Raw genomic sequence first — 22,691 nt, 5'->3', positions numbered from 1 at the left:
GGCCTTTTCGGTTCCGAACCGGCGCTGGAATGTAATCAGGTCCATATCGTGGTAAGGTTTGGCCATGGCGAGCCTCCTCAACAGTCTAGATTCTTTCTATAAAGTATGGAAATTGCGGAGCGAAGGCAATAGCCACGTAATTCTTTCCCAAGAGCATCTAGCACCTACTTCTCAGTTAGATAATAAGCGAAAGTTGTTGGAAATAATCCTGCATGTCTCAAACGTAGGATTGATTATCGTGATAAATATTATCTATTATTATACTATGTTGGGAAACGCCGGGCTTCGGATGGTTACCCCGCATTTCATACTTTCGTTCCTTCTTATGCTACGGACCGTACCAACACGTTGGTTTTTTCCCTTCTTGGCGGTGTTTGCCGTTCTTGTTCCGGCAATCGTTGGGGATTTTCAGAAAATTGCGATTGATGAATATGAAAGAGGCGATGGAGTTTTTCTAAAAAATGAGGTTGAGAAATTGAGGTCACATATTAAGTATGATCCGACAGCCTCGAATCCCTGGTGTAATACGGTCCTCTTCGTAAACGGAACGTCGACCATTTTGTGGCAGGGTGTCCCGCCAGGCGTGGCCATAAACAACATCCGGTTTTACTCGGATAAAAGCGCGCCGTATCTGTTTGGTCGGCCAGAGCAGCAACCCTTTCTGGCCAAATATATAATCATCTCTGGCGAGGAGGCTGCTGCCTCCGCCAAACGCTATAATAAGTTGACCATGTTGGCGTCTGGCGGTTGTTGGGTGCTCTATCAAAACCACATAGCTGTCTGCCCCTAGCTAGGTTAAGCATGCCCTAAGTGGGGCAAGTGTTGTGTCCTTGAAATCAATCTAGGGGCTGTCCTAGCTAAACCCGCTGCCTGATGCTAGGGTGACTCCGAGTATTCTCGCAAGGGCAAGTTCAGTGCCAAAAAAAGGATGCGGCTCATGGGGCACTTTGTTGCCGTGGCAGCGGCCCGTGGAGCACGCAGGTCATTGGCGTGCATCGCAACACTGCAATGGCTTTCTTCACTCATTTGCGGAAAGTCTCATGCCGAGGATATGCAAGAGGCATTCCCTTTCGCTGGCGAAGTGTTAGTTGGCGAGAGCTATTTCGGAGGCTCCAGGAACGGTTTCAATTTTTGGGCTGTTGAAGCGTGGAGATCGGGTCTTTACGGTATTGATCCCCAGTTCCCGCAACGACACTTTGCTTCCGTTCGTGGAGCGGATGATTCTCCCTGGCAGCATTGTCTACGCCGATGGGTTCACGAGCTAAGATGCCCTTGTTGTTTCTGATTTTTATCATGTTCACATCAATCATTCGGAGCGCTTTACCGACAGGCACACCCATATCAATGGGCAGAGAGCTTCTCGTGCTATGCCAATGGTTTGCCAAGTTAGAGGCCCAGCAATCACGTTTCTCTAGCATTTGTAGAAATGCAAGTTTCGGTTTAAACTAGGTGGTGGGTATCTCTTAGACCCTCCTCGAATTTACCATGCTAAAGAGCCGTATTTCCCATGGTATTGATATAATGATAATTTTGATTATGCTTGAAGAAAAGTGTTTCGTGTAGACTTGTGGATTTTTTTACTTCATAAGTATTTGGTTGTGATGGTGTGTTTCGCGATTTGTTGATTGTGATGTGTTAATGTGAGCTAAGATTTTTGGAGCAAATAGTGTTTATTGTGCGTGTTGTGGGTGAAGGTGGTAGATGTTGTAAAATGAGAGGAAGAATGTGAATATGTCGAGGGGCGGGTTGCGTGGGTCAGTTACGGTGATGTTGATGACTGAGCGTGGGTATCGTTTCCTTAAGAATGTAGCACCTCGGTATAAACATTTATTCAATGTTATTGTCGTTGGGAGTGATAGAAACTTGGTGAATGACTATGAAAAAGATATTATTGAATACTGCATTGAAAACAATATAAACTTTGTGAAACGTTCGGATTTTAGTGGCATTGAAACTAGGTTCGTAGTTGCTGTGGCTTGGAGATGGCTTATTAAGCACCAAGAAAAAAACCTAATAATCTTTCATGACTCCATACTTCCTAGGTATCGTGGGTTTTCTCCTCTTGTTAATATGTTAATAAATGGCGAAAGTGAGATCGGAGTTACAGCGCTATTTGGTGCAAAGGAATATGATGCAGGAAATATCATAACTCAATCGAAATCAAATATTTCTTATCCAATCACGGTTAGTGAGGCAATAGATGTTATTGATAAAAACTATTCTGAAGTTTCACATTTTGTTTTCAATATAATAGAGAGTGGTGAAGAACTTCCCTCTGTGGCGCAAGATCATTCACAGGCAAGCTACAGTGTTTGGAGAGATGAAAAAGATTATAACATATGTTGGCATGACCATGCATCAAGAATCGTGCGTACTATCCATGCTTTGGGCTATCCATTTAAAGGAGCGGCTACGAATATGTCAGGAAAAAAAATAAGGATATTGGATGCAGAGGAAGTCCCGGATATGAGGATTGAGAACCGAGATGCTGGTAAAGTATTGCTTGTGCAAGATGATAAGCCGGTAGTGATATGTGGGACGGGTTTGTTAAAGATTATTAAGTGCGTTGCTGACGATAGTAGTTTTACGCCATTTATAAAATTTAGAACGCGGTTGGAATGAAATAACTTCGAGCGTTGATGTTTGAAAATTATGATTATGAAGACACAGTTTATTGATATTGTAAAAGGTTTGTTTAATTCCGGTGTCACTGATAAAGGTGCCAAGTGCCTGCTGCCATGGAGCGTCATAGCTTCCATAGCCGTGCTGTTGTTATTTCAGTTGTTAGTAATTGGAGGTTTGCGTGGAGTAGACGATCAGCACGGATATGGGCTGAATACATCCAAAAAATTCGGGTTGAATGTTTACGAAGATGACGGGATTATCAGTCTGTACACGGCGTTAGGGTACAACAGTATTCATGGTGACCGTTTTTCCTATCTCTTTGGTATCGGTGGGCCAGTATTGCATCTGGCTAGGCCGGTGATGTCGGGTCTGGATGCACTCGGCTTCATCACCCGGTTCGAGGACCCTGAGCTTTATCAACTGTATCCCCAGGCGTTGGACAAATGCTATCGAGCGTTTGCCCTGTATCAGTTGCTTGCTTTCACATTGTGGCTGCCAGCTGCGGGCTATCTACTGCTCTCCCGTCATGTTTCCCCTCGAGCGGGCTTCTGGGGAGCATGGCTCGTGGCTCTGACACCCTTTCTTTCGGCCTTTGAAACACGAATAAAACCTGACACCCCCGCATTGCTGTTCGGCCTGCTCTGTCTTTATTTTGGGCTTAATTACGCGAGGAGCGGACGCAAGTCGCACTTGTTCACCTCGTGGGCGTTGATGGGGTTGTCCTTTTCAATCAAGCTCACGTGTGTACCCCTGGCAGCTGTTCTGATATGGCTTTTAGTCATTCGGGCAAGGCGGTCCGGGGTAAAGTGGTTTGGAGATCTGTCCCTGGCTGGGGTTATCTTCTTGGCCGTCTTCCTGGCTGCAAACCCTTTGGTACTGTTTGGGCTGGATAACATTGTCGCCTGGATGTGGGGCTATCTTAGTGCTATGCATTCACCGATTGCTGAATCAGCTGCTTCGAAAAGCGTTCCTGCAACTGTAGTACGTAACCTCTTTGAACTGCAGGTGTTCTTCGGCCCCGTGCTTCGTTGGTTTTTTTTGCCAGTTTTAGTGATTCTTATGGTGCGGTTCATCTGTCGAGGTGGTCCTACAGATGGTTTTTCAGTACTGTCAGTATGTTGTTTTTTGCAGCTGATTTACATCGTCCTGGTTGGTGGAAGTGCAACATTACAGACAACGTATTACTATTATGCTGTTTCCATATTGGGGCTTCTGCTCATTGCCTGCTGTTTGGATTTCCTCCAGACGGCGATTGCCGCAAATGCATATCGGCGGTTGTGGGGAGCGAGCTTGGTGTTTCTTGTGTTGCTGCCCATGGTCGTGGTGAATGTTCAGGTGGTGAACTACGTCACCTACCCGTCGAACCGTCAAATGGCTCACGGGTGGATTGAATCCAACCTACCTGAAGATGCTTCCGTAGGTGTGCGACTGCCATCCAAAGGACAGCCTGTTAATCAGTACGTACGCGTGAATCCATTCCGCTATCAGGTTGAAACTCTGGGCATCGGGCTTGAGCATCTGGAAGAGCTAAAGCCGCGCTTCCTTCTACTTGAATCTGGCGAAACCACGCCCAATGCTAGGATACCACACTACAACCCGATTGCCATCTTCGCCCAGGGTGACAATCTTCCCAGGTCTCGGGTGGGTATGTTCCAGGACGAACCTTTTATAATTTTTGAGCGCCTCGGACCTTCTGGTAAGACAGTTGGTCCTGCGTCGTGGGAACATGGGGTGGGCAGTCTAGTGTACAATGATCCGGAACGGAATTTCAATTTGCTACAATACCAGGCTATGCGTTTCTACCCCATTACCGTGAACCTCCTCCGCAAGCAGGCGGACACTCTGGTGCCATTCCCCATGGGGTTGCTCGCTCGCAGTCTGAGGCACGAGAGTTCACCTGTGGCTTATGTGCACCATGTCGGGCCAGCCACGCTAACCCTTTGGGGTGTGAAATATGTGTGGGCCATGCTTGATGAGGCTTTTACTGAGAATGTCCTGCAGGGAAAGTATCCGCTAAGTCCGGTGGAGCTTCCTGGGCTAGAGGTCAAAGATCATTCTGGGTTTGGCGCGTTCCTGTTCGAGGGGTATCTGGGGCAGGCTCTGTTCGCGCCGGATACCGCCTGGGACGAGCGAAAAGCCGGCCGTGGTTTGGTGCGACTACGCCCCCTGCCGGGAGCGGGTAAACTGATCAGTAGTGAAGTCTTGGATCGTGTAGGAGCGGATATGATCGAGGTCAGACTGGAGGTGGACGCTGATGCGCCTGTGGATGTCCTGGTGAAGGGGGGGGGTGAACGCCGAGCCTATGTCATGGGGGCAGGCCAGACCACCATGTTGGTGCCATATGAAGTCCGTTTAGGGAGGGGGAGCGGTGCGGATGTCGAGTACGAGATTAACCCCACGAAGGCTGGGGGAATGGTCCGCCTGCTTACCGCCGCTGCCAGGCCCATGTCTTTGCATGGCGCACCTCTGGTCACCCATGCCAGCGTAACCCCCCGTGAGGCATTTGCAACCGTAGCCGCGCCGTCTGCGGGCCGGGTTTTTTTCGCTTTGCCGTGGCACAGGCACTGGGTGGCTCAGGTGGACAGCGAGACGGTTCTTCCCCAAAAGGGGCCTGCGGGGGTCGTAGCTGTGCCGGTTCCGGAGGGGACACATTTCGTAGCCTTGTATTTCAAACGCTGAGAATCGGTTGTCTTACCATGGCTTGTGGGCAAGAATACTTTAGTATAGCAAGAAAAAAATGTCGTGCTGCGCCACACATGAGCCTGCTCCAAAAATGACCAAACACGAAAAAATTCTCACGTTGCTTGCCAAGCCATTCAATGTAGTAGAGGGAAAGTACCATTGCACCCAGTTCATTCCCATCAGTGGTAGCGTGGGCACTGGGGCTGCATCCAAACTTCAGGGGGTTCTCAAACGCTGGCCGCAGCTTTATCAGTTTCTGGTGGACACCTTCTCCCCCGTACTTCTCTCAAAAAATATGAGGACTTGCCTTGCTGACGTGCTGGCCTGCCATGGTCCAGACTCAGCTGTAGTCAACCTGGGATGTGGCCCACGGGGGTTGCCGGGACGCCCCGACATCATCAATGTGGATATTGCGTCGTTCGATCAAGTTGACATCTGCGCAAACGCCACGGATTTGCCCTTTGGCGACAGCACCGTGGATTGTATCCTCAACTTGGCTATGCTCGAGCACGTCCGACACGCTCAGAAGGTGATCGAGGAAATGCATCGCGTGCTCAAACCCGGCGGAACGATTTTCGGGTATGTGCCTTTCTGTCAGCCACTTCACGCCGCCCCATCTGACTTTTGCAGGTGGACTCTTAGTGGGGCATGCGAACTTTTCGACTCCTTCGAAATCGTCGAATCCGGCGTGGGCGCAGGGCCGACGTCCGGTTGGCTGTGGATAACTGTAGAATGGATGTCAATGCTCCTCTCTTTTGGAAGTACTACCCTCAAGGACCTCCTCGCATTGGCGTTCATGCTGTTGTTCTTTCCTCTCAAGCATCTTGACCGCCTGATGGAGCGCCACCCTGACGCCGAGCGCATCGCTTCCGGTCTATATTTGCGGGGGCGGAAGTAGAGCTCTGGGCGTAACCTACCTTTTCTACGACGGTTGATGACTGGTTGCGGCGGGTATTGATACGCGATAATGCCATTTCCACTCATGCTGTGATTGTGGATACCTCCGGCACTAAGAGCTCTGGATTGATGTCGCCATCCCAGGAGTGCCCTAACTAAAGAGGCTCAACTAATTATGTCCGGTCGCTTTTCCATTTCAGTGGTCATCCCAGTCTATAATGGGCGTGAAACCCTGTCACACTTGTGGTCACGCCTGAATGATGTGCTAACAGCCCATTCCGAACAGTTTGAGGTGATATTCGTTGACGACGGAAGCCAAGACGGTAGCTGGACCGCCCTGTGCGATTTAGCTTTAAAAGATTCTCGCTGTAAAGCCATTAGGCTCATGCGTAATCACGGCCAGCACAACGCCCTGCTATGTGGCATCCGGGCAGCCTCATACCCCGTGGTGTTGACCATGGACGACGACCTCCAACACCCTCCAGAAGAGATCCCCTGTCTTCTAGAGGTCTTTTCCCAAGGGCATGATGTGGTCTATGGGGCATTTCTGGAAGAACACCATGGGGCACTGCGCAATTTTGCCTCGCGGCTTACCAAGAAAGTTCTGCAGAATGCCATGGGCGTCAACGCTGCTAACAAAGTGTCGGCCTTTCGTGTTTTCAATACGGAGCTTCGCCAAGCCTTTGCAGGTTATCAGGGACCGCTTCCCAATATCGATGTCATGCTTTCCTGGGGCACCACTAGGTTTGGAGCTGTAACTGTCCGCCAGGACACGCGGGTGAGTGGGACCTCAGGATACACCTTGCGCAAGCTTGCAATACACGCTGTGAATATGATTACTGGTTTCACCATTCTCCCTCTGCAACTGGCCAGCCTGATAGGTTTCGCGCTGACATTCATGGGTTTCGTGCTATTGATTTTTGTCCTGGGCCGCTACCTGTTCGAAGGGACAACCCTGCAGGGCTTTCCCTTCCTGGCCTCCATGATATGTCTGTTTTCCGGAGCGCAGCTTTTCGCCTTGGGCATCTTGGGGGAATATTTCGCGCGTATGCATATGCGACTCATGGAGAAGCCCGTCTACACGGAAGCGGAACGCCTGAATTTCTACTCAGAGGGAAACGGCAGCTGATGCAGTACCGCATCCCCTTCAATCGCCCTTGTTTCGTAGGCAATGAACAGCTTTACATCCAGGAAGCCATTGCTTCGGGCAAGATTTCCGGGGACGGAGAGTTCACGAAGCGCTGCCATGCCTTGCTGGAAGACATTCTAGGTGCCCCAAGGGTGCTTCTGACCACCTCATGCACCCATGCCTTGGAAATGGCAGGTTTGTTAGTGAATCTTCAGCCTGGGGACGAGATAATCGTACCTTCGTTCACCTTTGTTTCCTCCGTGAATGCTTTTTTGTTACGTGGGGCACAACCGGTGTTCTCCGACATCCGGCCGGATACGCTTAACCTCGATGAGAATTCCCTGGAAGCGTTGATGACCCCCCGAACTAAGGCTGTTGTTGTGGTGCACTACGGTGGTGTTGCCTGTGAAATGGACCCTATCGTTGAGATTTGTGACAGGTGGGGTGTCGTGCTCGTGGAAGACAACGCTCATGGGCTGTTCGGCCGCTATAAGGGCCGGCTGCTAGGATCATTCGGGCTGATGGCCACCCAGAGCTTCCACGAGACTAAAAATTTCACCTGCGGAGAAGGCGGTGCTCTGGTCCTGAACGACCCAGGGCTGGTCGCCAGGGCGGAAATTTTGCGGGAGAAAGGGACCAATCGCTCTAGGTTCTTTCGCGGCGAGGTGGACAAATACACCTGGGTGGATGTGGGGTCGAGTTATCTTCCATCGGAAGTATTGGCTGCGTTTCTATTCGCCCAACTGGAAAAAAGCTCGGAAATCCAGGTTAAGCGTCAGATCATCTGGCAGCGATACCGCCAAGGTCTGGCGGATTGGGCTGAACGAAACGGGGTCGGACTGCCGTTTGTGCCTGATCATTGCGACCAATCCTACCATATGTTCTATCTCAAAATGCCTACCCCAGAAAGCCGCACAAGGTTGATCGAAACGTTGAAATCTCAACGTATTTTAGCAGTTTTCCACTACGTGCCGCTGCATCTTTCACCTATGGGATCTACTTACGGGGGACTTCCGGGGCAGTGCCCGGTAACGGAAGACATTTCGGACAGACTTGTGCGCTTGCCCTATTACAATGACCTGTGCGCTGATGATCAAGCAGCAGTAATTAACGCTGTCACAAGCTTTACACCCTAAAGGATCATTCATGCGCGTTGAGTTCTATCGCCATAATCTTGATGCGACTGACATCGCCAATGTTGTCAAGGTACTCAATTCTGTCTTTCTGACCACGGGTCCTATGACCGCTGAGTTCGAACGCAAATTTTCGGCCTATACGAGCCTACCTCACGTGGTGGCCGTTAATTCTTGCACGGCGGCCATGCATCTGACGCTGGCCGCCCTGGGCATCGGACCGGGCGACGAAGTGATCACCACAGCTATGACCTTCATCGCTTCGGCCACCTGCGTGGAGCATACGGGCGCCAAACCGGTGCTTGTGGACGTGGACCCGGCCACGGGCTGCATTGATCCAGCCGCCGTGGAGGCGGCCATCACCCCTCGCACCAAGGCCATCCTCCCGGTGCATCTGTACGGCGTGATGTGCGACATGCGCGCCCTGCGCGCAATCGCGGACAGGCATGGCCTTTATTTGGTCGAGGATTGCGCCCACTGCGTTGAGGGCGAACGCGATGGAGTGCGTCCGGGACAGCTCTCGGACGCAGCCTGCTTCAGCCTGTACGCCACCAAGAATCTCACCTGCGGCGAAGGCGGGGTGGTGATCACCCGCCACGAAAAACTGGCAAGGAAGGTGAAACTCATCAGCCTGCACGGAATGAGCAAGAACGCCGCGGGCCGCTACCACGGCGCCTATCAGCATTGGGACATGCTCACCCTGGGTTGGAAATGCAATCTGGACGACATCCATGCCGCCCTGCTGGTGGATCAACTGGATCGCCTGGACGATTTGTGGGCCAAGCGCAACGAGGTCTTTCAGCGCTACGAGCGTAGCCTGGCAGGAAAGCTAGGCGTGGGGCGGCCTTTGGTGGTTGGAAAGAGCGGCCATCACCTCTACACCATCTGGGTGGACCCAGCCCGACGCGACGACATCCTGCACTCCTTGCAGCAGCGCGGGGTGGGCGTGGCCGTCAACTTCCGTGCCATCCACTTGCTCACCTACTTCCGGGAAACCTACGGTTTCAAGCCGGGCGACTTCCCTGCCGCCGAGTTAATCGGTGACAGTACAATATCGTTGCCGTTCTACCCCAGGCTAAGCGATGCGGAAGTTGATTACGTTGTGGAGCAGGTCCTGGCGGTGACGTCCTGATCGGCCTTGGAGGCTTGGTTTTGCACGCCTGATGCGGACGGATGCTGAACACCAGGCTGGGGATGTCGGCGGCTCACTGGGGGCCAGGGGAGAAAAAAACCTGCGCCTCGGCGTAGCTGGCCGGCGTGCCAATATCCAGGAAACGTCCTTGCGCCGTATAGGCGTATAAGCCCTGGCCGATGAGCGCGGGAAATACATCGTGCTCCAGTGACAAAGGCGTGGCCGGGGACAGATGCGAGAGTACATCGCGTTCCATGAGATACACCCCCGAGTTTATGTCGCCCGGCCCCGCGTCGGGTTCTTTTTCCAGAAAGGCTTGAACAGCGCCCTCCCGGTCCAGCACAAGTCTGCCGAAGCGGCTCGCATCCTGAACCGCCACGGCCAGTATCCCCACCCGGGCCTTCCTCTCGTGAAACCAATCGGCGAATTCCCGCAAGTCGGCCTCAACGAACGAATCTCCGTTGAGCACCAAGGCCAGGTCGGTCCGCACCAAAGGGGCCGCCAGGCGCAGGGCCCCGCCCGTGCCGAGGGGCGTCTCCTCGCGGGAATAGGCCAGGTGCAGGTCGCCGTGCCGGTCCCCATAGTGCTGTTGGACCATGTCGGCCATGTGTCCGGTGCACAGTACGGCCTGGGTGATGCCGGAATCCGTCAGCCAGTCGAGAATGTAATCCAGGAAAGGACGGCCAGCCACGTGGGCCAATGCCTTGGGCCTGTCCGGGATGGCCTGGCGCAGCCGCGTGCCCAGACCTCCCGCCAGAATGATCGCCGTGACGTCAGTCATGTTCATCCGGATATCCTCACTGATTCGGGGCGGGAGGCAGCGAACTTCGGAATCTGTCCATGGTGGTGGCTTCTCTCCCGTTATTGTGGGCTTCACGATAGAGGGCGTACCGGGGAAGAAACTCGCGCATGGCTACCGGGTCTCCCGGTCCCCCAAGCCTGAGAAGAAACGTGTCATCCCCATGGGACGCGACCACAGAGAACCTCGCGGCGATGCTCTCCGGTGCAAAGAGGGGGAGATACAGGTAAGGCGAGGGGTTCGCGACCAGGCTCACGGAGAAATAGATGCGGTTGCCGGCTCTTAGAAGCTGTCCCTCGGAATCGGCATCCTCTCGCACCAGGGCAGTGAAGTTTTTGTCCTGGGTGTCGAAATAAGGCGGACGGAATATCCTTAGCGGCAAGCCGTAGCACCCGGCGGCGTAGTACAGGGGCGTGATGGCCTCCCCGTCAGTGATAGCGCTAAAGGCCAGGCACGCTGGAATTTCCCGGTGCACCCTGGAATAGCGCAGCTCGTAGCTGGCCTTGCCCGTGAAGAATTCAAGGGTTTCCCGCACGTCGTCCCCCAGGTTGTGGGGAAAACGCGTCAGGGCGAGGAGGATCATGGCCATAGCCACGAAGGCCTGGACAGCGCCCGTATTTTTTTTGAGGCCAAACCAGTCTTCGGCCGCCCGGCAAGTTACCACGGCCGACAGGGAGTAGAGCATGATCATAGGCGCGTAAACGAAGAACCCCATTCGGCTTAAGGCAAAGGATTCCTGTTTGACCGCGAGGTTCAGAGCGTAGGCCATGAACTGGAGGGAAAACGCGCCGCCAGCCACGGTCCAGGCCAAAGTTCCAGCGCCACCGGTACGACGCAGATGCCAGACGGCCAGAAGGAAGACGGTCGCCACGAGCCACAACGGGGGCAGCTGGCGCGACCACCAGTAGTCCAGCGGATTCACATGGAGGAAACGGTCAAGGAGGAAGCTTGCCGAAGCTGCTACTTTGCTATCGTAATTTTGCACTGACAGGAGAAAATCCAGAGCCTGTACATCAATATGTCTGGCGAGAACGGTTTCATCCCGGAACTTGTTGAAAAAATGAGCCGGGTTCAGATCCGCCAGGCCGAGCATGGTATTATATGAGATATACAAGGCCAGCGGAGTGAATAGTGTCAAAACGAATAAACAGAAAATCCACCTGTTGCCTGGATGTTTCGTCCAGAGGGAGGCAACCAGAGCCAATACGGTCAGCGGGGTCAATATGGTCAAGGCGGCGGCAGGGAGAAGAATGACGAGGTGTAAGGCGTTAATAATCCCTGCAAAGAATAACCCGCTACAGTTGTTATTTCTGCAGGTAAGGAGCAGCAAAAGGATAAGCCATTGGCCGAAGATAAGCCCCGCCACCAAGGCATGCTGCTTCTGAAACTCCAATTGGTAGAGGTCGGAAACTGACAGGAATGTCACCACCGCCGCTGGGGCTAGGAAAGACGGGCCACTGTCCAGGGCCCGTACCACTCCGGCCAGTATGAGACAGATGAGCAGGATCGCCGTTAAGGAAGCGAGTTGCAGAGATTGCACGTCGGACAGGGCCGCGAAAAAAAAGGAAAGCCCGGCTCCTTTTGAAATGTAAAAGTTGACGAAATACGGGAAGATGTCCAGGCTACCCATTGAGAGGCTGTCCCGGAAAAAGGGCAAGTAATGCCCTACCGTGTCCATGGTGATTACATCCGGATAAATGCCCTTGGCCATGGCCATATACAAGAAGATCGCACCGGCAACGAGCCATAGCACTACCGACAATGCTGTGGTGACAATAGTTTCGTTCCGCAAGGTGGCAAGCTTCTCCCAGGCGCCTGACACTGCATCGCAAAACAGAGGACCGGAAAGCGCTATCACCGCCAAAGAAGAAATGAAAACTACCGGGAAATACATGATGTGAAGCAAACCCAACCCATGTATGGATATTGAGACGATCCCCATTCCACATAATAGACAGACGACGCTTTGCCTCAGCGCGTTTCCAGCACGCCATTTCCCCAAGATGAACCGGCCCACGGCGTAGAGCTGCCAACAGACCAGGGCGAAGAAGGCCAGTTTGAGGCAGTTGTTAAATGGGTACAGCGTCCCACCACCGGAGTAGTGCTCCTTCCAAAGGGCGATGCGGCGCAGTGAGATAACCAACCCTGCAAAGACGAGGGCTAGTCCGACTCCGGTAAGGTGCTTGGGAAGGGATTTGGACAAGTTCTGCTCGGGCTGCGGTCGAGGTTTCCGGTCAAACACCGCTTTTCAAGCGATTCATGGTCAACACTTTTCCCGCACGAATCCCTGAATGCATTCGAGGAAGCAGTCGATGTCCGAGACGGTCACGTCTTGGTGTACGCCGATATGGATGCCATTGTCGCCGATATATTCCGCATTGGGGAAGTTTCCCAAACTATACCCCAGGAATTCGTACCCGCCGCACTGGGTGGGGATAGAGGTGAAGAGCGTCCTAGCGTCCACCCCGTTGCGCTCCAAGTGGATCATAAGCTCGTCCCGAGTGAAAGGGGCGCCCTTGCGCACCACAAAGGGGAATGCGTGGGGGCCGATGAGTTCGTGGGGTTCTTCCCGGTAGGTCCACAGTACGTCCTTGAAGGCCTGGAATCCATCAATCATGGCCATGAGGTTGGCGTGGCGGATGGCACGGATTTCTTCAAACATGTCGAATCCGCCTATTCCCACAGCGGCTTCTAACTCGTTCATCTTGCAAGAATATCCCGCCCGTTGGAACCGGAAACGGATGTCGCCCAGCTTGGGATCGAAGCGCTTCTCGCAGAACCCCGATGTGGTGTTGGAGACGCAGGTCTTGCAGGTGCAGGAGCGGCCATGGGAGCGCAGAGATCGCAGAATTTCGGCGTAGTGCTCGTTGTCTGTGGTTATGACGCCGCCCTCGATGCTGGTGATTACGTGGGCCACGTAGAGGCTGAACGCGCCCATATCCCCCAGAGAGCCGATAGTCCGGTCCTTGTAGCGTGCTCCCCAAGCCTCGGCAGCGTCTTCGGCCACCAGAAGATCGTACCGCCTAGCGATGGAGTTTATGGCATCAATGTCGGCGGGCTTGCCCATGAGGTGCACTGGCATGATGGCTCTGGTGCGGGGGGTGATGGCCGCCTCGATTCGGGCCGGATCGATGTTCAGGGTCTCAGGGTCAACATCAACAAACACGGGAGTGAGCCCGGCGTGGAGCACTGCGTTGCCCGTGGCCACGAACGAAAGGGCCGGAATTATGACCTCATCGCCGCGCTGAGCGCCTAGATCGTGAACCACAGCCAGGGCTAGGGTGTCGGCGTCGGTGCCGCTGGAGACAGCCACGGCTTCCTTGACACCGATAAGGTCGGCGATGCGCTCCTCCAGTTCCCGGACGAGGCGCCCGCTGGAGACTCGGCCTTTGTCGAGGCATTCCATTACGAGCTGCTTGGCCTTACTGGTGATGGTAAGGGTTCCGAAAGGAATTCTCATGGGTTTGCGTCCAGGGGTGAGGGTATAAGATCAAGATACCGGGCGATGTCGAAATAAGTTTCGGCCGCCTGCTGCGAGAGACAGTCATGCCACTCCAGGATGATGGGGGCATGTTCCAAAATCTTCCGGGCACCCTTGATAAACTGAATCTCGAAGTCGTCCACCGTGTTCAGGTTATGGCTGTCGTGCTCGCCATTGTTGGCGCTGGCGTGGACCTCGAAAATCTTGTGCCCCCAATCGCCAAGCAGTCTGTCCAAGAATGCGATCTTATCAAATCCCAGACGGCAGGCGGACAGGTTCAGGTGCCCCAGGTCAAGCAGTAGCCCGACGTTTTTGCTGTCGGCGAAACGCTCAAGAAATGCCAGGATGTCCTCGGGCGAAGCCATGAGCGAGAATCGCCCTGCCTTGGACAGGGGAAACGCGTTCTCTAAAGCTAGGTTGACCTCTGGCGGTAGGATAGTAGCGGCGATACGTTCCACCCCTTCGTAAAGATTGTCCCGGCAGAAACGCGGCCCGCTCATGGGCGTAAAGAGGCCGTCATCGCGGAAAATCGGTATCTGGTCGTAACTGAATCCTGCATGCAGGCTGTAGAGGTTGTGGCCGAAAGACTGGGCCAGGGAGATGCTGTCGGCCAAGGTTTGGTGCACACGGGAGCGGATTTCCGGGTTTGTCGAGGCCGGATTGAGTACAAACTCCTCGGACTGGGGAGGAAAGTAGTTATGGATGAGAAAGTTCAGGTTATGTTTCGTTTTCAAAGCTCTTAAGGCGCTTAAATCATAGTGTTCATAGAGGGTCCCTCCAGTCAGTTCGATGTTTGTGATGCCCAGAGCGACTATGCTTGCCACGGCTTCGACAATGGCTCGACTGGGTGAACAGCAGGAGGTGAGATAAAGCATGGTCTAGCCTAGTCAGACGTTGTGAAACATGGGTTCCAAGCAATTCGGACCAGCGCAACACAGACTGGGAAAAGGACATTAGCCTTTTTTGTCAGGTTCATAGAAGATGACTTGGCTTCCAGCGTTTTCGAATCGGAACGGCACATGGAGGATGCCAAGACGATCTATGATTTCTTGGTGGCGCTCCGGGGGGGCCATGAATAATATGAATCCGCCTCCACCCGCCCCTAGCAGCTTGCCGCCGACTGCACCTGCTTTCAGCGCACGGGAGTAGATGTTGTCAATATCGGAGGTGCTGATAAGGTCAGTCAGGCTTCGTTTGAGAAGCCAGGATTCGTTGAGTAGCTTTCCGAAATCGATGATGTCACCTTGCCCGCAGAGGATTTCTGCCGCCTGGTCCACCATCTGGGCCATCATGTTGAGTTCGCATCTTTTGCTGGGCGTTTGGCGAATCTGCTCGGCGGCAATATCCGAAGCGTAGCGCACGAAACCCGTGAAGAACAGCAAGAGATGGTTTTGGAGTTCTTCGAGACGTTTTCCCGTAAGGCACATCGGAGTAACCTGGAGGTGGGAGTCTCCGCAGTTGAAGCGTATGAGGTTCAGCCCTCCAAACGCGGTCATGGTTTGATCCTGCGATCCCACGTTCTCCTTGATGACATTTTGCTCAATGTGGATAGCCGTCTCGGCCAGGTCATGTTTGCTTACCATTTTCCCTATGTGGGCGTGTAAGGCATGCAACAGGCCCACCGTGAAAGCCGAGCTGGAGCCAAGTCCGGTTCGCGCCGGCAGATCTCCATCATGGTGGATTTCAAGCCCCTCGGCAATATCCATGTAGTTCAGGCATTCCCGTGCAGAGGGGTGAACGATGTCCTGGATCGTTTTCGTCAGCTCTGTTTTCGAGTATACGATACGATATTTATAGTTGAAGAACGGCGGAAGATTGCGCAACGATATGTAACAGTAGCGATTGATAGTGGTGGCCAGTACAGCTCCGCCATTGTCATTGTAATAGGCCGGGTAATCGGAACCGCCGCCGAAAAAGGAAATGCGAAAAGGTGTTCTTGTTATGATCATAACGGAGTCCATTAAGGAATGGGTTATTCCTTGATGACGTATCCACCGGGGTTCGGAGCCCAATCCAAACGACGTATTTTCACCTTGCCCTTGAAGAATTCGTCCACTGCGGCGCTTTCGCCTTCCCACGGCCGGATGGCGTACTCGTCGAAGAGCACCACGCCTCCCGGGACCACCAGGGGCCAGAGGTGCTCCAGACCTGTTTTCGTGGGCAGGTACATGTCGCAGTCGAAATGCAGCAGGCAGATGCGCAAGCCGGGATTGTCCTCCACGAACCTGGGAACGGTGGTTTCGATGTCGCCCTTGATCAGCTTGACCCGTGGCTTGTAGGGAATGAAGCGGTCCTGATCGTAAATGGAGATTGCGTCCTCGAGCATTTCGGCGAAGGCGTGACTGTTGAACCCGGAGAGGGTTTTCCCCACGTTGGCGTCTTCCTTGCCGTCCTTCTCGTGCATGGAGGTGAAACCCACGAAGTTGTCGAAGCCGAAGACCTGCTTCTGGCGGTCGCCCATGTTGCGGATTTCCAGGAAGTTGGCCCAGGACATGAGGCTTGTGCCGCGATAAACCCCAAGCTCGACGATGTCGCCTGGGAGATCTACTACTCTCTGGTAGAATTCATAATGGGCAAGAAAGCGTTTTAAAAAGATGCGCCGGGCGTAGATAGGAAAGTTGTTGCAGATTTCCGTATGGGAAACATCGAATTTCTCGAAATGCTTAAGGAGGAGCTCTTCGATGGAGTTGTCGGCTGTAAACTTTGCGCGTCCATCGAATATGCGTTCGCCATCGGCATTTGATGTAGGCATGGGGGCTCCTTAACTTTTGTTCAGGAAAAGTGTCACGAGGCGCTGCCGGCTGAGTTCACTGTCGTCACAGTTACAGATGATTCCGGCCTTTGCAAAAGCAGCTTCGGCTGCCTGCAAACGTGATCGTACAGTGGAAGCATCGACCTTGTTCCCCAGGCGAGCGGAAGGCGCGGCCTGGGACTCCATATACTGGGACAGCAAAACATAGCGAGGCCTGTGGCAGAGGATGAAGTCGATGGATTTCTGGAAATCCTCAGCCGTTTCGCCGGGAAAGCCCGCGATGAGGTGGGTGTCGTGGGCAGTGAAACCAAGCGAGGCCAGCCGCTCGTAGATGAGATGAAGATCCCTCTGATTGTACGCTCTGTTCATCAGCTTGAGAATCCTGTCCGAGGCGGATTGGATAGGCAGATTCAGGTGGCGCAAGCGCCCCTGTCGGATCAGTTCGGACATGTCATCGATCTGCGCTGCAAAGTTGGCGGGATTTAGATTGTTCAGGGCTATGCCCACGCGCGCGTCTAGGGCGCATAGGGCGTTCAGCAGACCCGGGAAGGTTTCGCCTATATCCAGCCCGTACTGGCCCAGGGAGTCGGCCATGAGGATGAGGTCGTAGACGCCCGTCTGCTCCATCATGTCCTTGGCCGCGGAGAGAAGTCCGTCAAGAGGGAAACTCCGGAAGGGGGGGAAGGCAAGTTTTTCAGAGCAGTACGTGCAGTCGAACAAGCAGCCTTCCGAGATCACCAGCTTGATGAACTGGTCGTGGAAGGTCACGTCCGCGCCGGGATGGAGTTTGCGAAACGCAGCAGTGTCCTCGCATTTGCGGGGCTCGGCAAAGATAGGGCTGAAGGAGTCCAGGGCTGCGTCCTGGCCGAACAGCCCCTCCAGCACCTCGGCGTCGTCTCGCCAGGCTACGATGCGGCTTCGCGGGGTGCGGGGAAGCAGCTCCGGGCAAATGTCTGGCAGGCAGCCAGATATGATCGTCTCGCCAGGGCATTTGGCCAGCACGGCGTCCAGGGCTAGCAGGCAGGCGTCTCGGAAATCAGAGCGAAAACCGCACGTCCAAACGAGACAACAGTCGGCCTCGTCGACATTGTCTACCATGATATGGTTGTTGGCGCGGAAAAACAGTGCATACTGCTCAAGCTTCTGCTTGCGCATGACACACGAGTTCAAAGATACTATGCAGATTTTCATTGTATACATCAATGCTTAATTTGAGTGACAATTAGATCTGCTTTTTTTTAAATACGCGGTTTCCAAGGAGGAACTCATAGAAGACCTGGAGCAACGCACCAACTCCATTCTTAAGTATTGACAGTTTTCGGGTTCCTCCAATCCGAGCCGGTTCGTCACCGGGGATTTCAGCAGTTTTGAGCTTAAGCTTTGCGGCACGAATACACGATCCAAGTTCCCAACTGTTCATATATCCGAAATTTTTCCGTAAAAAATTTTCTTCTATCATACCAGGTAAAGCCATTTTTATGATTGCAGATTTTGTATAAGCGCGAAATATTCCAAGTGTGTCTGTATAGTTTGCCTTAAATAGTATGTTTACGAGTTTCGTGAAAAATTTATTTCCAAGACTTGTGGCAAAGTCGTCATCTTCACTGGAAGCTGTTTTATAATAGCGGGAAACAACAACCATGTCGTATCCTTCCTGTAGCTTGTTGACAAGTGGAGTGATACGCTCAGGGAGGCAGTTCCCGTCTGGGCTGAATGTTACGATAGTATCATATTCAGATCTTTCAACAGCTTCTTCAAGGGCGTTAGATAGAAGTTTTCCGGATTGAATGAAAACATTGATGCCAATATCTTTCAGATATTCAATGGTGCCATCTGTTGAGCCACCATCTACAACAATGATATTGTTTATCATAGCAGGGTCAAATTGGGCAATAATCACCCGTAATCCTTCAATTTCGTTAAGTGTAGGCAATATTAATGTAAAGTCAAGTTTCTGTGTCATGATTTTAGTGTACTCGATGTAATTGAATAGTTGACGTTGGTAGTGTTGCGTGAGCCACTGGGTGTTAAGTGGTGTCCGTTACTTGAAAAAAAAACCGTGAGGCTGAACAGAAAAGGGGAATTTTTTTATCATTGGCCTGTACCCGATTTTTTCAAAATACTCGTCCACGGCGCGGCTTTCTCCTTCCCATGGAATCAATCCATACTCATCGAACATCACAACACCTCCATTAACCACCAGAGGGAATAGATACTCTAATCCCAACAGTGTCGGTTCATACAGGTCTACGTCAAAGTGAAGGAGGCTGATTCGAAGGCCTGGATTTTCTTCAAGAAAGCGAGGAATAGTTTCCTTAATGTCGCCATCAATGATTCGGCATCTTTCAATGCCACTTATCAAATTGTCCATGTTGTGCAATCTGACTAAGCCTTCAACTTCTGTTTTAACATCCGAGGTATCGTAGCCACCCGGAATCTTCCCGTCCATGGGATCGAGAGCGCCATCTTTAGAGTGGAAGTCCTGGAGCCCACGAAAATGATCAAAGCCAAAAACTTTGCGGCGCCTGTCGGTAGGACAAAATGTCTCGAGTAATTTCGACCAAGTGAAAAAACTTGCTCCACGGTAAACACCTAGCTCGACAATGCACCCAGGTAGGTCTATGATATTTTTAAAAAGTTCGTAATGTGCAAGAAATCGTTGAAGGTGCATGCGTCGAGCGTACACAGGCCATTGCTCTAAGACGTGCTTAATTGTATGATCATGATTGGTGATAAGACCGATCATTTCATCCCAGTATTCAAAGTCTTCTTTCCGACGAGACCCCTGAATCTCGCTTTTTGGGGTGTCTTTTTTTGAAATATTTATTTTAGAATCCATATTGAGCTCCTCAGAGTTGGCTTGTGAAACCGTGGTTACGTGCTGCTTGTAACAACTAAGATTTGTTAAGTCTTCTAAAGCGATCCTGTATGTGGTCGCTTCCGTCCGAGTTGCATATGATTCCAAGAGGTTTTATTTGCTGCTCGAAGCTTTGTATCCGATTTTGCATTGTACAAGAGTCAATGCGCCCAGGAAGAAAGGATGCTGGAATTTGTTTGTTGAGAAGGCATTTGCTTAATAGGACATACTTTGGGCAATGGCGTGATACAAAGTTCACAGTTTCCTGGAATTCCTCTTCAGTTTCACCTGGAAAACCTACAATAATGTGCGTGTCAAATTCTACAAACTTAATGTCATTAAGAAACGAGTAGATTCGATCAATATCGATACGACTGTATGGCCGTTGCATCAGCTGTAATATTCTATCTGAGGCCGACTGTATCGGTAGGTTTAAATGGAAAAAAGAGTTCTCCTCAAATAATTCTTTCATCTCATCAAAAAATGATATGAAATGAGTCGGATTGAAATTAAAAAGAACAAATTGTAACTCTCGATGAATTTTCCGAAGTCTTCGCAATAGGGAAGGAAAATCTGTGCCGATGTCCTTCCCATACTCTCCGAGACTATCCGCAAACAGTGCAACTTTCGTGAATCCGGTTTCGTTTACCATCAATTCACATTTTTTGAAAAGAGAATCCATGGAAAAACTTTTAAATTTTGGGAACATTAGCCGTTCGGAACAATATGTACAGGAATAATTGCACCCCTCGGAAATCAAGAGTTTGATAAACTGGTCATAAAAAGTTGCTTCGGCTTGTGGGTTCGATTTCTTATAAGCTGCAACATCGTCGTACAACTTCGGTTCTATGAATATCGATGACATGTCATCGAGTTTGATCTTGTCTCCAAAAATCGCCTCTAATTTAAGCGCATCATCTTTCCAGTTAACAATTTTCCCATCGAAGCCATCTGCTAAGAACTCAGGGTCAATATCAGGCATGCATCCCGCAACGATGACCTCCGTATCATATCCATTCACGTAGCGTTGAATCTCACTCAAGGAATTATCTCGGACATCTTGCCGAAAAGAACAGGTCCAGATTATTGAATAGTCTGCTTCCTCAGGCGAGTTTACCAGCATATGTCCATTTGCAGTAATATACGCCATATACTGGAGTACTTTTTGCTTTCTCATTACGCAAGTATTCAGCCCTTTTATATATACGCGCATAGCTAGTCACCCCTTCTCGTCAATCCTTACACAAAAATGGTACATTATTGAGCATTGTACCATTCTATTGTCAATCGGATGCCTTCTTGCAAAGAAATCATAGGAGAAAAAACAATATCCTTCCTGGCCTTATTGATACTTACCATCCGGACAGGGAGCGCGACCGGTTTAGTTGCATCAAAAATCACATTAATTTGATCATGTCCTGCAAATTTAAGAATGGTGTTAACAACTTCTCGGATAGGTACGCTTTGCCCAAAACCGATATTGACCGGGTCGGCATCAGCTTTTTTTTCTAATAATGTGAGGCAACCCTGAACAAGGTCGGTCACGTACAAGAAGTCGCGCACTTCCTCCCCCGTGCCCCACACGAGGAAAGGGTTTTCCTTGGCCACGGCGCGGCGAATAAGAGCTGGAATAACGTGGCTGGTGGCCGGTTCGAAATTGTCGCGAGGCCCATATACTGCCGTTGGACGACAGATGGCTACGCCCATGTCCGCATTATGAGCCGTGAATTCCGCTAGGCGCTCCAGGTAGCGTCGCATCCACCCGTACCCGAAATATCCCGGATACGGCGGGCCGGACCACATCTCCTCTTCGCGAACGGGGTGTTCGGTCGGCGGGTAGACCGTGCTGCTGCTGAAGACGAGCATCCGTTTGACCCCGGAGCCCCAGGCGGCTTCCAGCATCTGCGAGGTCTGCACCAGGTTGCCGGTAATGGAGGCCATCACCCCAGCGGCGCCGATCCCCGCAGCCCCGACAGAACCTGCGGCGTGGATGACATAGTCAACATCGCGGCAGACCGCAAGGCAATCTTCCTTGCGGGTCAGATCGACCTGAATGGCTTCTAGGTTTGGATGTTGGACGTACAGGGAGCGGCGATGAGTAGTGGTCCGAACACGCGCTCCCAGGGCGAGTAATGCGTCCACAAAGTGGGATCCCACGAATCCTGCCCCGCCGGTTACGAGCACTTTGGCGTTATTGTAGAACAATGAAAACTCTGCTTGAGATGTTCATCTACGCGAAGATGTCGTAACGCCGGTCGCCAGCTTCTCGGTTGGCCTTGTACCATTCAATCACTTCACGCACGCCTTCCTTCAGGGAAATCCGAGGGGTGAAGCCGAGTTCGCGTGAGCGAGCCACATCCAAGATGCGTTTGGCATCACCCGTAGGTTTGGATGTATCCCAGACCACTTTGGGCTTCATGTCCAGCTGATCAACGATCACCTCGACAAGCTGCCGGATGGAAACGCCTTCACCACTCCCGATATTGATGGGTTGCTGAGGTGCTTTTTCGGCGACAAGCAACATACAGCGGGCCACGTCGCGAGCATGTATGAAATCGCGCACAGGGGATCCGTCGCCCCATACGGTCAGCTCCGGCTCGCCGGAGAGGGCTCGGCGGATTAGTGAGGGTACCACCATTGCATTCTGTGAGTCGAAATTATCGAAGGGACCGTAAACGTTGGCTGGGCGGACGATAGTTAGGTTTTCCAACCCGTACTCCTTACGGCAGGCCTCCACGTGCAATTCACCGGTACGTTTGGCCCATCCACCATAGAAGTCGTTAGGCGAGGGGAAGGATTTCCACACTTCGTCCTCGTGCATCACTTCCGAGGGGGAATATACGGCAATGGAGCTGGCATAGAGATACCCCCCCACGCCCTGCTTGCGAGTGGCTTCAAGCAGGTTGAAGGCCAGGCCAATGGTGGGAACCAGGAAACTTGCGGGTTTGGTGGTGGTCACTTTGGGCGAGCCTTTCACGCCAAGCATGTTGAAAACGAAGTCCTTGCCCTTACAGGCCGAGAGGCAGTTTTCAGGCTGCATCATGTCGGCGCGGGTGAACTCAGCGTCCGGGTGCGCCCGGGCGGGGTCGTCAAGAGAGGCGATATGCACCTCGGCACCTTGCTCCAGAAGCAACTCAACCAAGGGGATGCCGATGAGGCCTGTACCTCCGGCAACCAACACGCGTTTATTTTTGAAGTACATGA

At 52.2% G+C, this 22,691-nt stretch carries 20 protein-coding genes; 8 read left to right on the top strand and 12 right to left on the bottom strand.

Going from position 1 to position 22,691, the window contains the following annotated elements; all coding sequences use genetic code 11:
* The first annotated feature begins 64 nt into the window (after positions 1-64).
* The 8 genes from HY795_16435 to HY795_16400 all read left to right on the top strand — a co-directional run bounded on the left by HY795_16435 (position 65) and on the right by HY795_16400 (position 9,598).
* On the top strand, positions 65-790 hold the full coding sequence (locus tag HY795_16435; GenBank protein MBI4806809.1) for a hypothetical protein: 726 nt from the start codon (positions 65-67) through the stop codon (positions 788-790).
* A gap of 349 nt (positions 791-1,139) precedes the next feature.
* A complete protein-coding gene (locus HY795_16430) occupies positions 1,140-1,265 on the top strand; it encodes a hypothetical protein (GenBank protein MBI4806808.1) in 126 nt (41 codons plus the stop codon).
* 508 nt (positions 1,266-1,773) lie between these two features.
* Positions 1,774-2,622 (top strand): methionyl-tRNA formyltransferase, encoded by an 849-nt coding sequence (locus HY795_16425; protein MBI4806807.1) that lies wholly within the window; start codon positions 1,774-1,776, stop codon positions 2,620-2,622.
* 36 nt (positions 2,623-2,658) lie between these two features.
* Entirely contained in the window at positions 2,659-5,304 is a 2,646-nt protein-coding gene (locus tag HY795_16420) for a glycosyltransferase family 39 protein (GenBank protein MBI4806806.1), read from the top strand.
* A gap of 94 nt (positions 5,305-5,398) precedes the next feature.
* On the top strand, positions 5,399-6,205 hold the full coding sequence (locus tag HY795_16415) for a class I SAM-dependent methyltransferase (protein MBI4806805.1): 807 nt from the start codon (positions 5,399-5,401) through the stop codon (positions 6,203-6,205).
* A 174-nt stretch (positions 6,206-6,379) separates the two neighbouring features.
* Positions 6,380-7,333, top strand: coding sequence for a glycosyltransferase family 2 protein (locus tag HY795_16410; protein ID MBI4806804.1), 954 nt, complete (start codon positions 6,380-6,382; stop codon positions 7,331-7,333).
* Positions 7,333-8,469, top strand: a complete 1,137-nt coding sequence (rffA, locus tag HY795_16405; protein ID MBI4806803.1) for a dTDP-4-amino-4,6-dideoxygalactose transaminase — start codon at positions 7,333-7,335, stop codon at positions 8,467-8,469. The genes HY795_16410 and rffA overlap by 1 nt, the downstream gene beginning before the upstream one ends.
* 10 nt (positions 8,470-8,479) lie before the next feature.
* Positions 8,480-9,598 carry a DegT/DnrJ/EryC1/StrS family aminotransferase gene (locus tag HY795_16400; GenBank protein MBI4806802.1) on the top strand — a complete coding sequence of 373 codons (1,119 nt, stop codon included), beginning with the start codon at positions 8,480-8,482 and terminating at the stop codon, positions 9,596-9,598.
* 73 nt (positions 9,599-9,671) lie between these two features.
* Here HY795_16400 and HY795_16395 read toward each other — a convergent pair whose 3' ends face one another.
* The 12 genes from HY795_16395 to HY795_16340 form a co-directional block, all read right to left on the bottom strand.
* Positions 9,672-10,385 (bottom strand): nucleotidyltransferase family protein, encoded by a 714-nt coding sequence (locus HY795_16395; protein ID MBI4806801.1) that lies wholly within the window; start codon positions 10,383-10,385, stop codon positions 9,672-9,674.
* A 10-nt stretch (positions 10,386-10,395) separates the two neighbouring features.
* A complete protein-coding gene (locus HY795_16390; GenBank protein MBI4806800.1) occupies positions 10,396-12,600 on the bottom strand; it encodes a hypothetical protein in 2,205 nt (734 codons plus the stop codon).
* Between the two features lie 60 nt (positions 12,601-12,660).
* A complete protein-coding gene (locus tag HY795_16385) occupies positions 12,661-13,857 on the bottom strand; it encodes a DegT/DnrJ/EryC1/StrS family aminotransferase (GenBank protein MBI4806799.1) in 1,197 nt (398 codons plus the stop codon).
* The gene (locus HY795_16380; GenBank protein ID MBI4806798.1) at positions 13,854-14,753 is read right to left on the bottom strand and encodes a sugar phosphate isomerase/epimerase; all 900 of its coding nucleotides are present in this window, start codon (positions 14,751-14,753) and stop codon (positions 13,854-13,856) included. Before HY795_16380 ends, HY795_16385 begins: the two co-directional genes overlap by 4 nt.
* Before the next feature lie 78 nt (positions 14,754-14,831).
* The gene (locus HY795_16375; protein MBI4806797.1) at positions 14,832-15,827 is read right to left on the bottom strand and encodes a kinase; all 996 of its coding nucleotides are present in this window, start codon (positions 15,825-15,827) and stop codon (positions 14,832-14,834) included.
* A gap of 23 nt (positions 15,828-15,850) precedes the next feature.
* The gene (locus HY795_16370; GenBank protein MBI4806796.1) at positions 15,851-16,630 is read right to left on the bottom strand and encodes a class I SAM-dependent methyltransferase; all 780 of its coding nucleotides are present in this window, start codon (positions 16,628-16,630) and stop codon (positions 15,851-15,853) included.
* A gap of 9 nt (positions 16,631-16,639) precedes the next feature.
* Positions 16,640-17,785 (bottom strand): radical SAM protein, encoded by a 1,146-nt coding sequence (locus HY795_16365; protein ID MBI4806795.1) that lies wholly within the window; start codon positions 17,783-17,785, stop codon positions 16,640-16,642.
* A 67-nt stretch (positions 17,786-17,852) separates the two neighbouring features.
* Positions 17,853-18,593 (bottom strand): glycosyltransferase family 2 protein, encoded by a 741-nt coding sequence (locus HY795_16360; GenBank protein MBI4806794.1) that lies wholly within the window; start codon positions 18,591-18,593, stop codon positions 17,853-17,855.
* 78 nt (positions 18,594-18,671) lie between these two features.
* Positions 18,672-19,469 carry a class I SAM-dependent methyltransferase gene (locus HY795_16355; protein ID MBI4806793.1) on the bottom strand — a complete coding sequence of 266 codons (798 nt, stop codon included), beginning with the start codon at positions 19,467-19,469 and terminating at the stop codon, positions 18,672-18,674.
* Positions 19,470-19,524: 55 nt separating this feature from the next.
* Positions 19,525-20,700: a radical SAM protein gene (locus tag HY795_16350; GenBank protein ID MBI4806792.1), complete on the bottom strand. Its 1,176-nt coding sequence runs from the start codon at positions 20,698-20,700 to the stop codon at positions 19,525-19,527.
* A 44-nt stretch (positions 20,701-20,744) separates the two neighbouring features.
* Positions 20,745-21,692: an NAD-dependent epimerase/dehydratase family protein gene (locus tag HY795_16345; GenBank protein ID MBI4806791.1), complete on the bottom strand. Its 948-nt coding sequence runs from the start codon at positions 21,690-21,692 to the stop codon at positions 20,745-20,747.
* Positions 21,693-21,717: 25 nt separating this feature from the next.
* Positions 21,718-22,689, bottom strand: a complete 972-nt coding sequence (locus HY795_16340; protein MBI4806790.1) for an NAD-dependent epimerase/dehydratase family protein — start codon at positions 22,687-22,689, stop codon at positions 21,718-21,720.
* Positions 22,690-22,691: the final 2 nt, after the last annotated feature.

The organism is Desulfovibrio sp. (genome assembly GCA_016208105.1).
In the GTDB taxonomy this organism is placed as follows: Bacteria; Desulfobacterota; Desulfovibrionia; order Desulfovibrionales; family Desulfovibrionaceae; genus Fundidesulfovibrio.
This window is presented reverse-complemented; position numbering and strand designations above follow the sequence as displayed.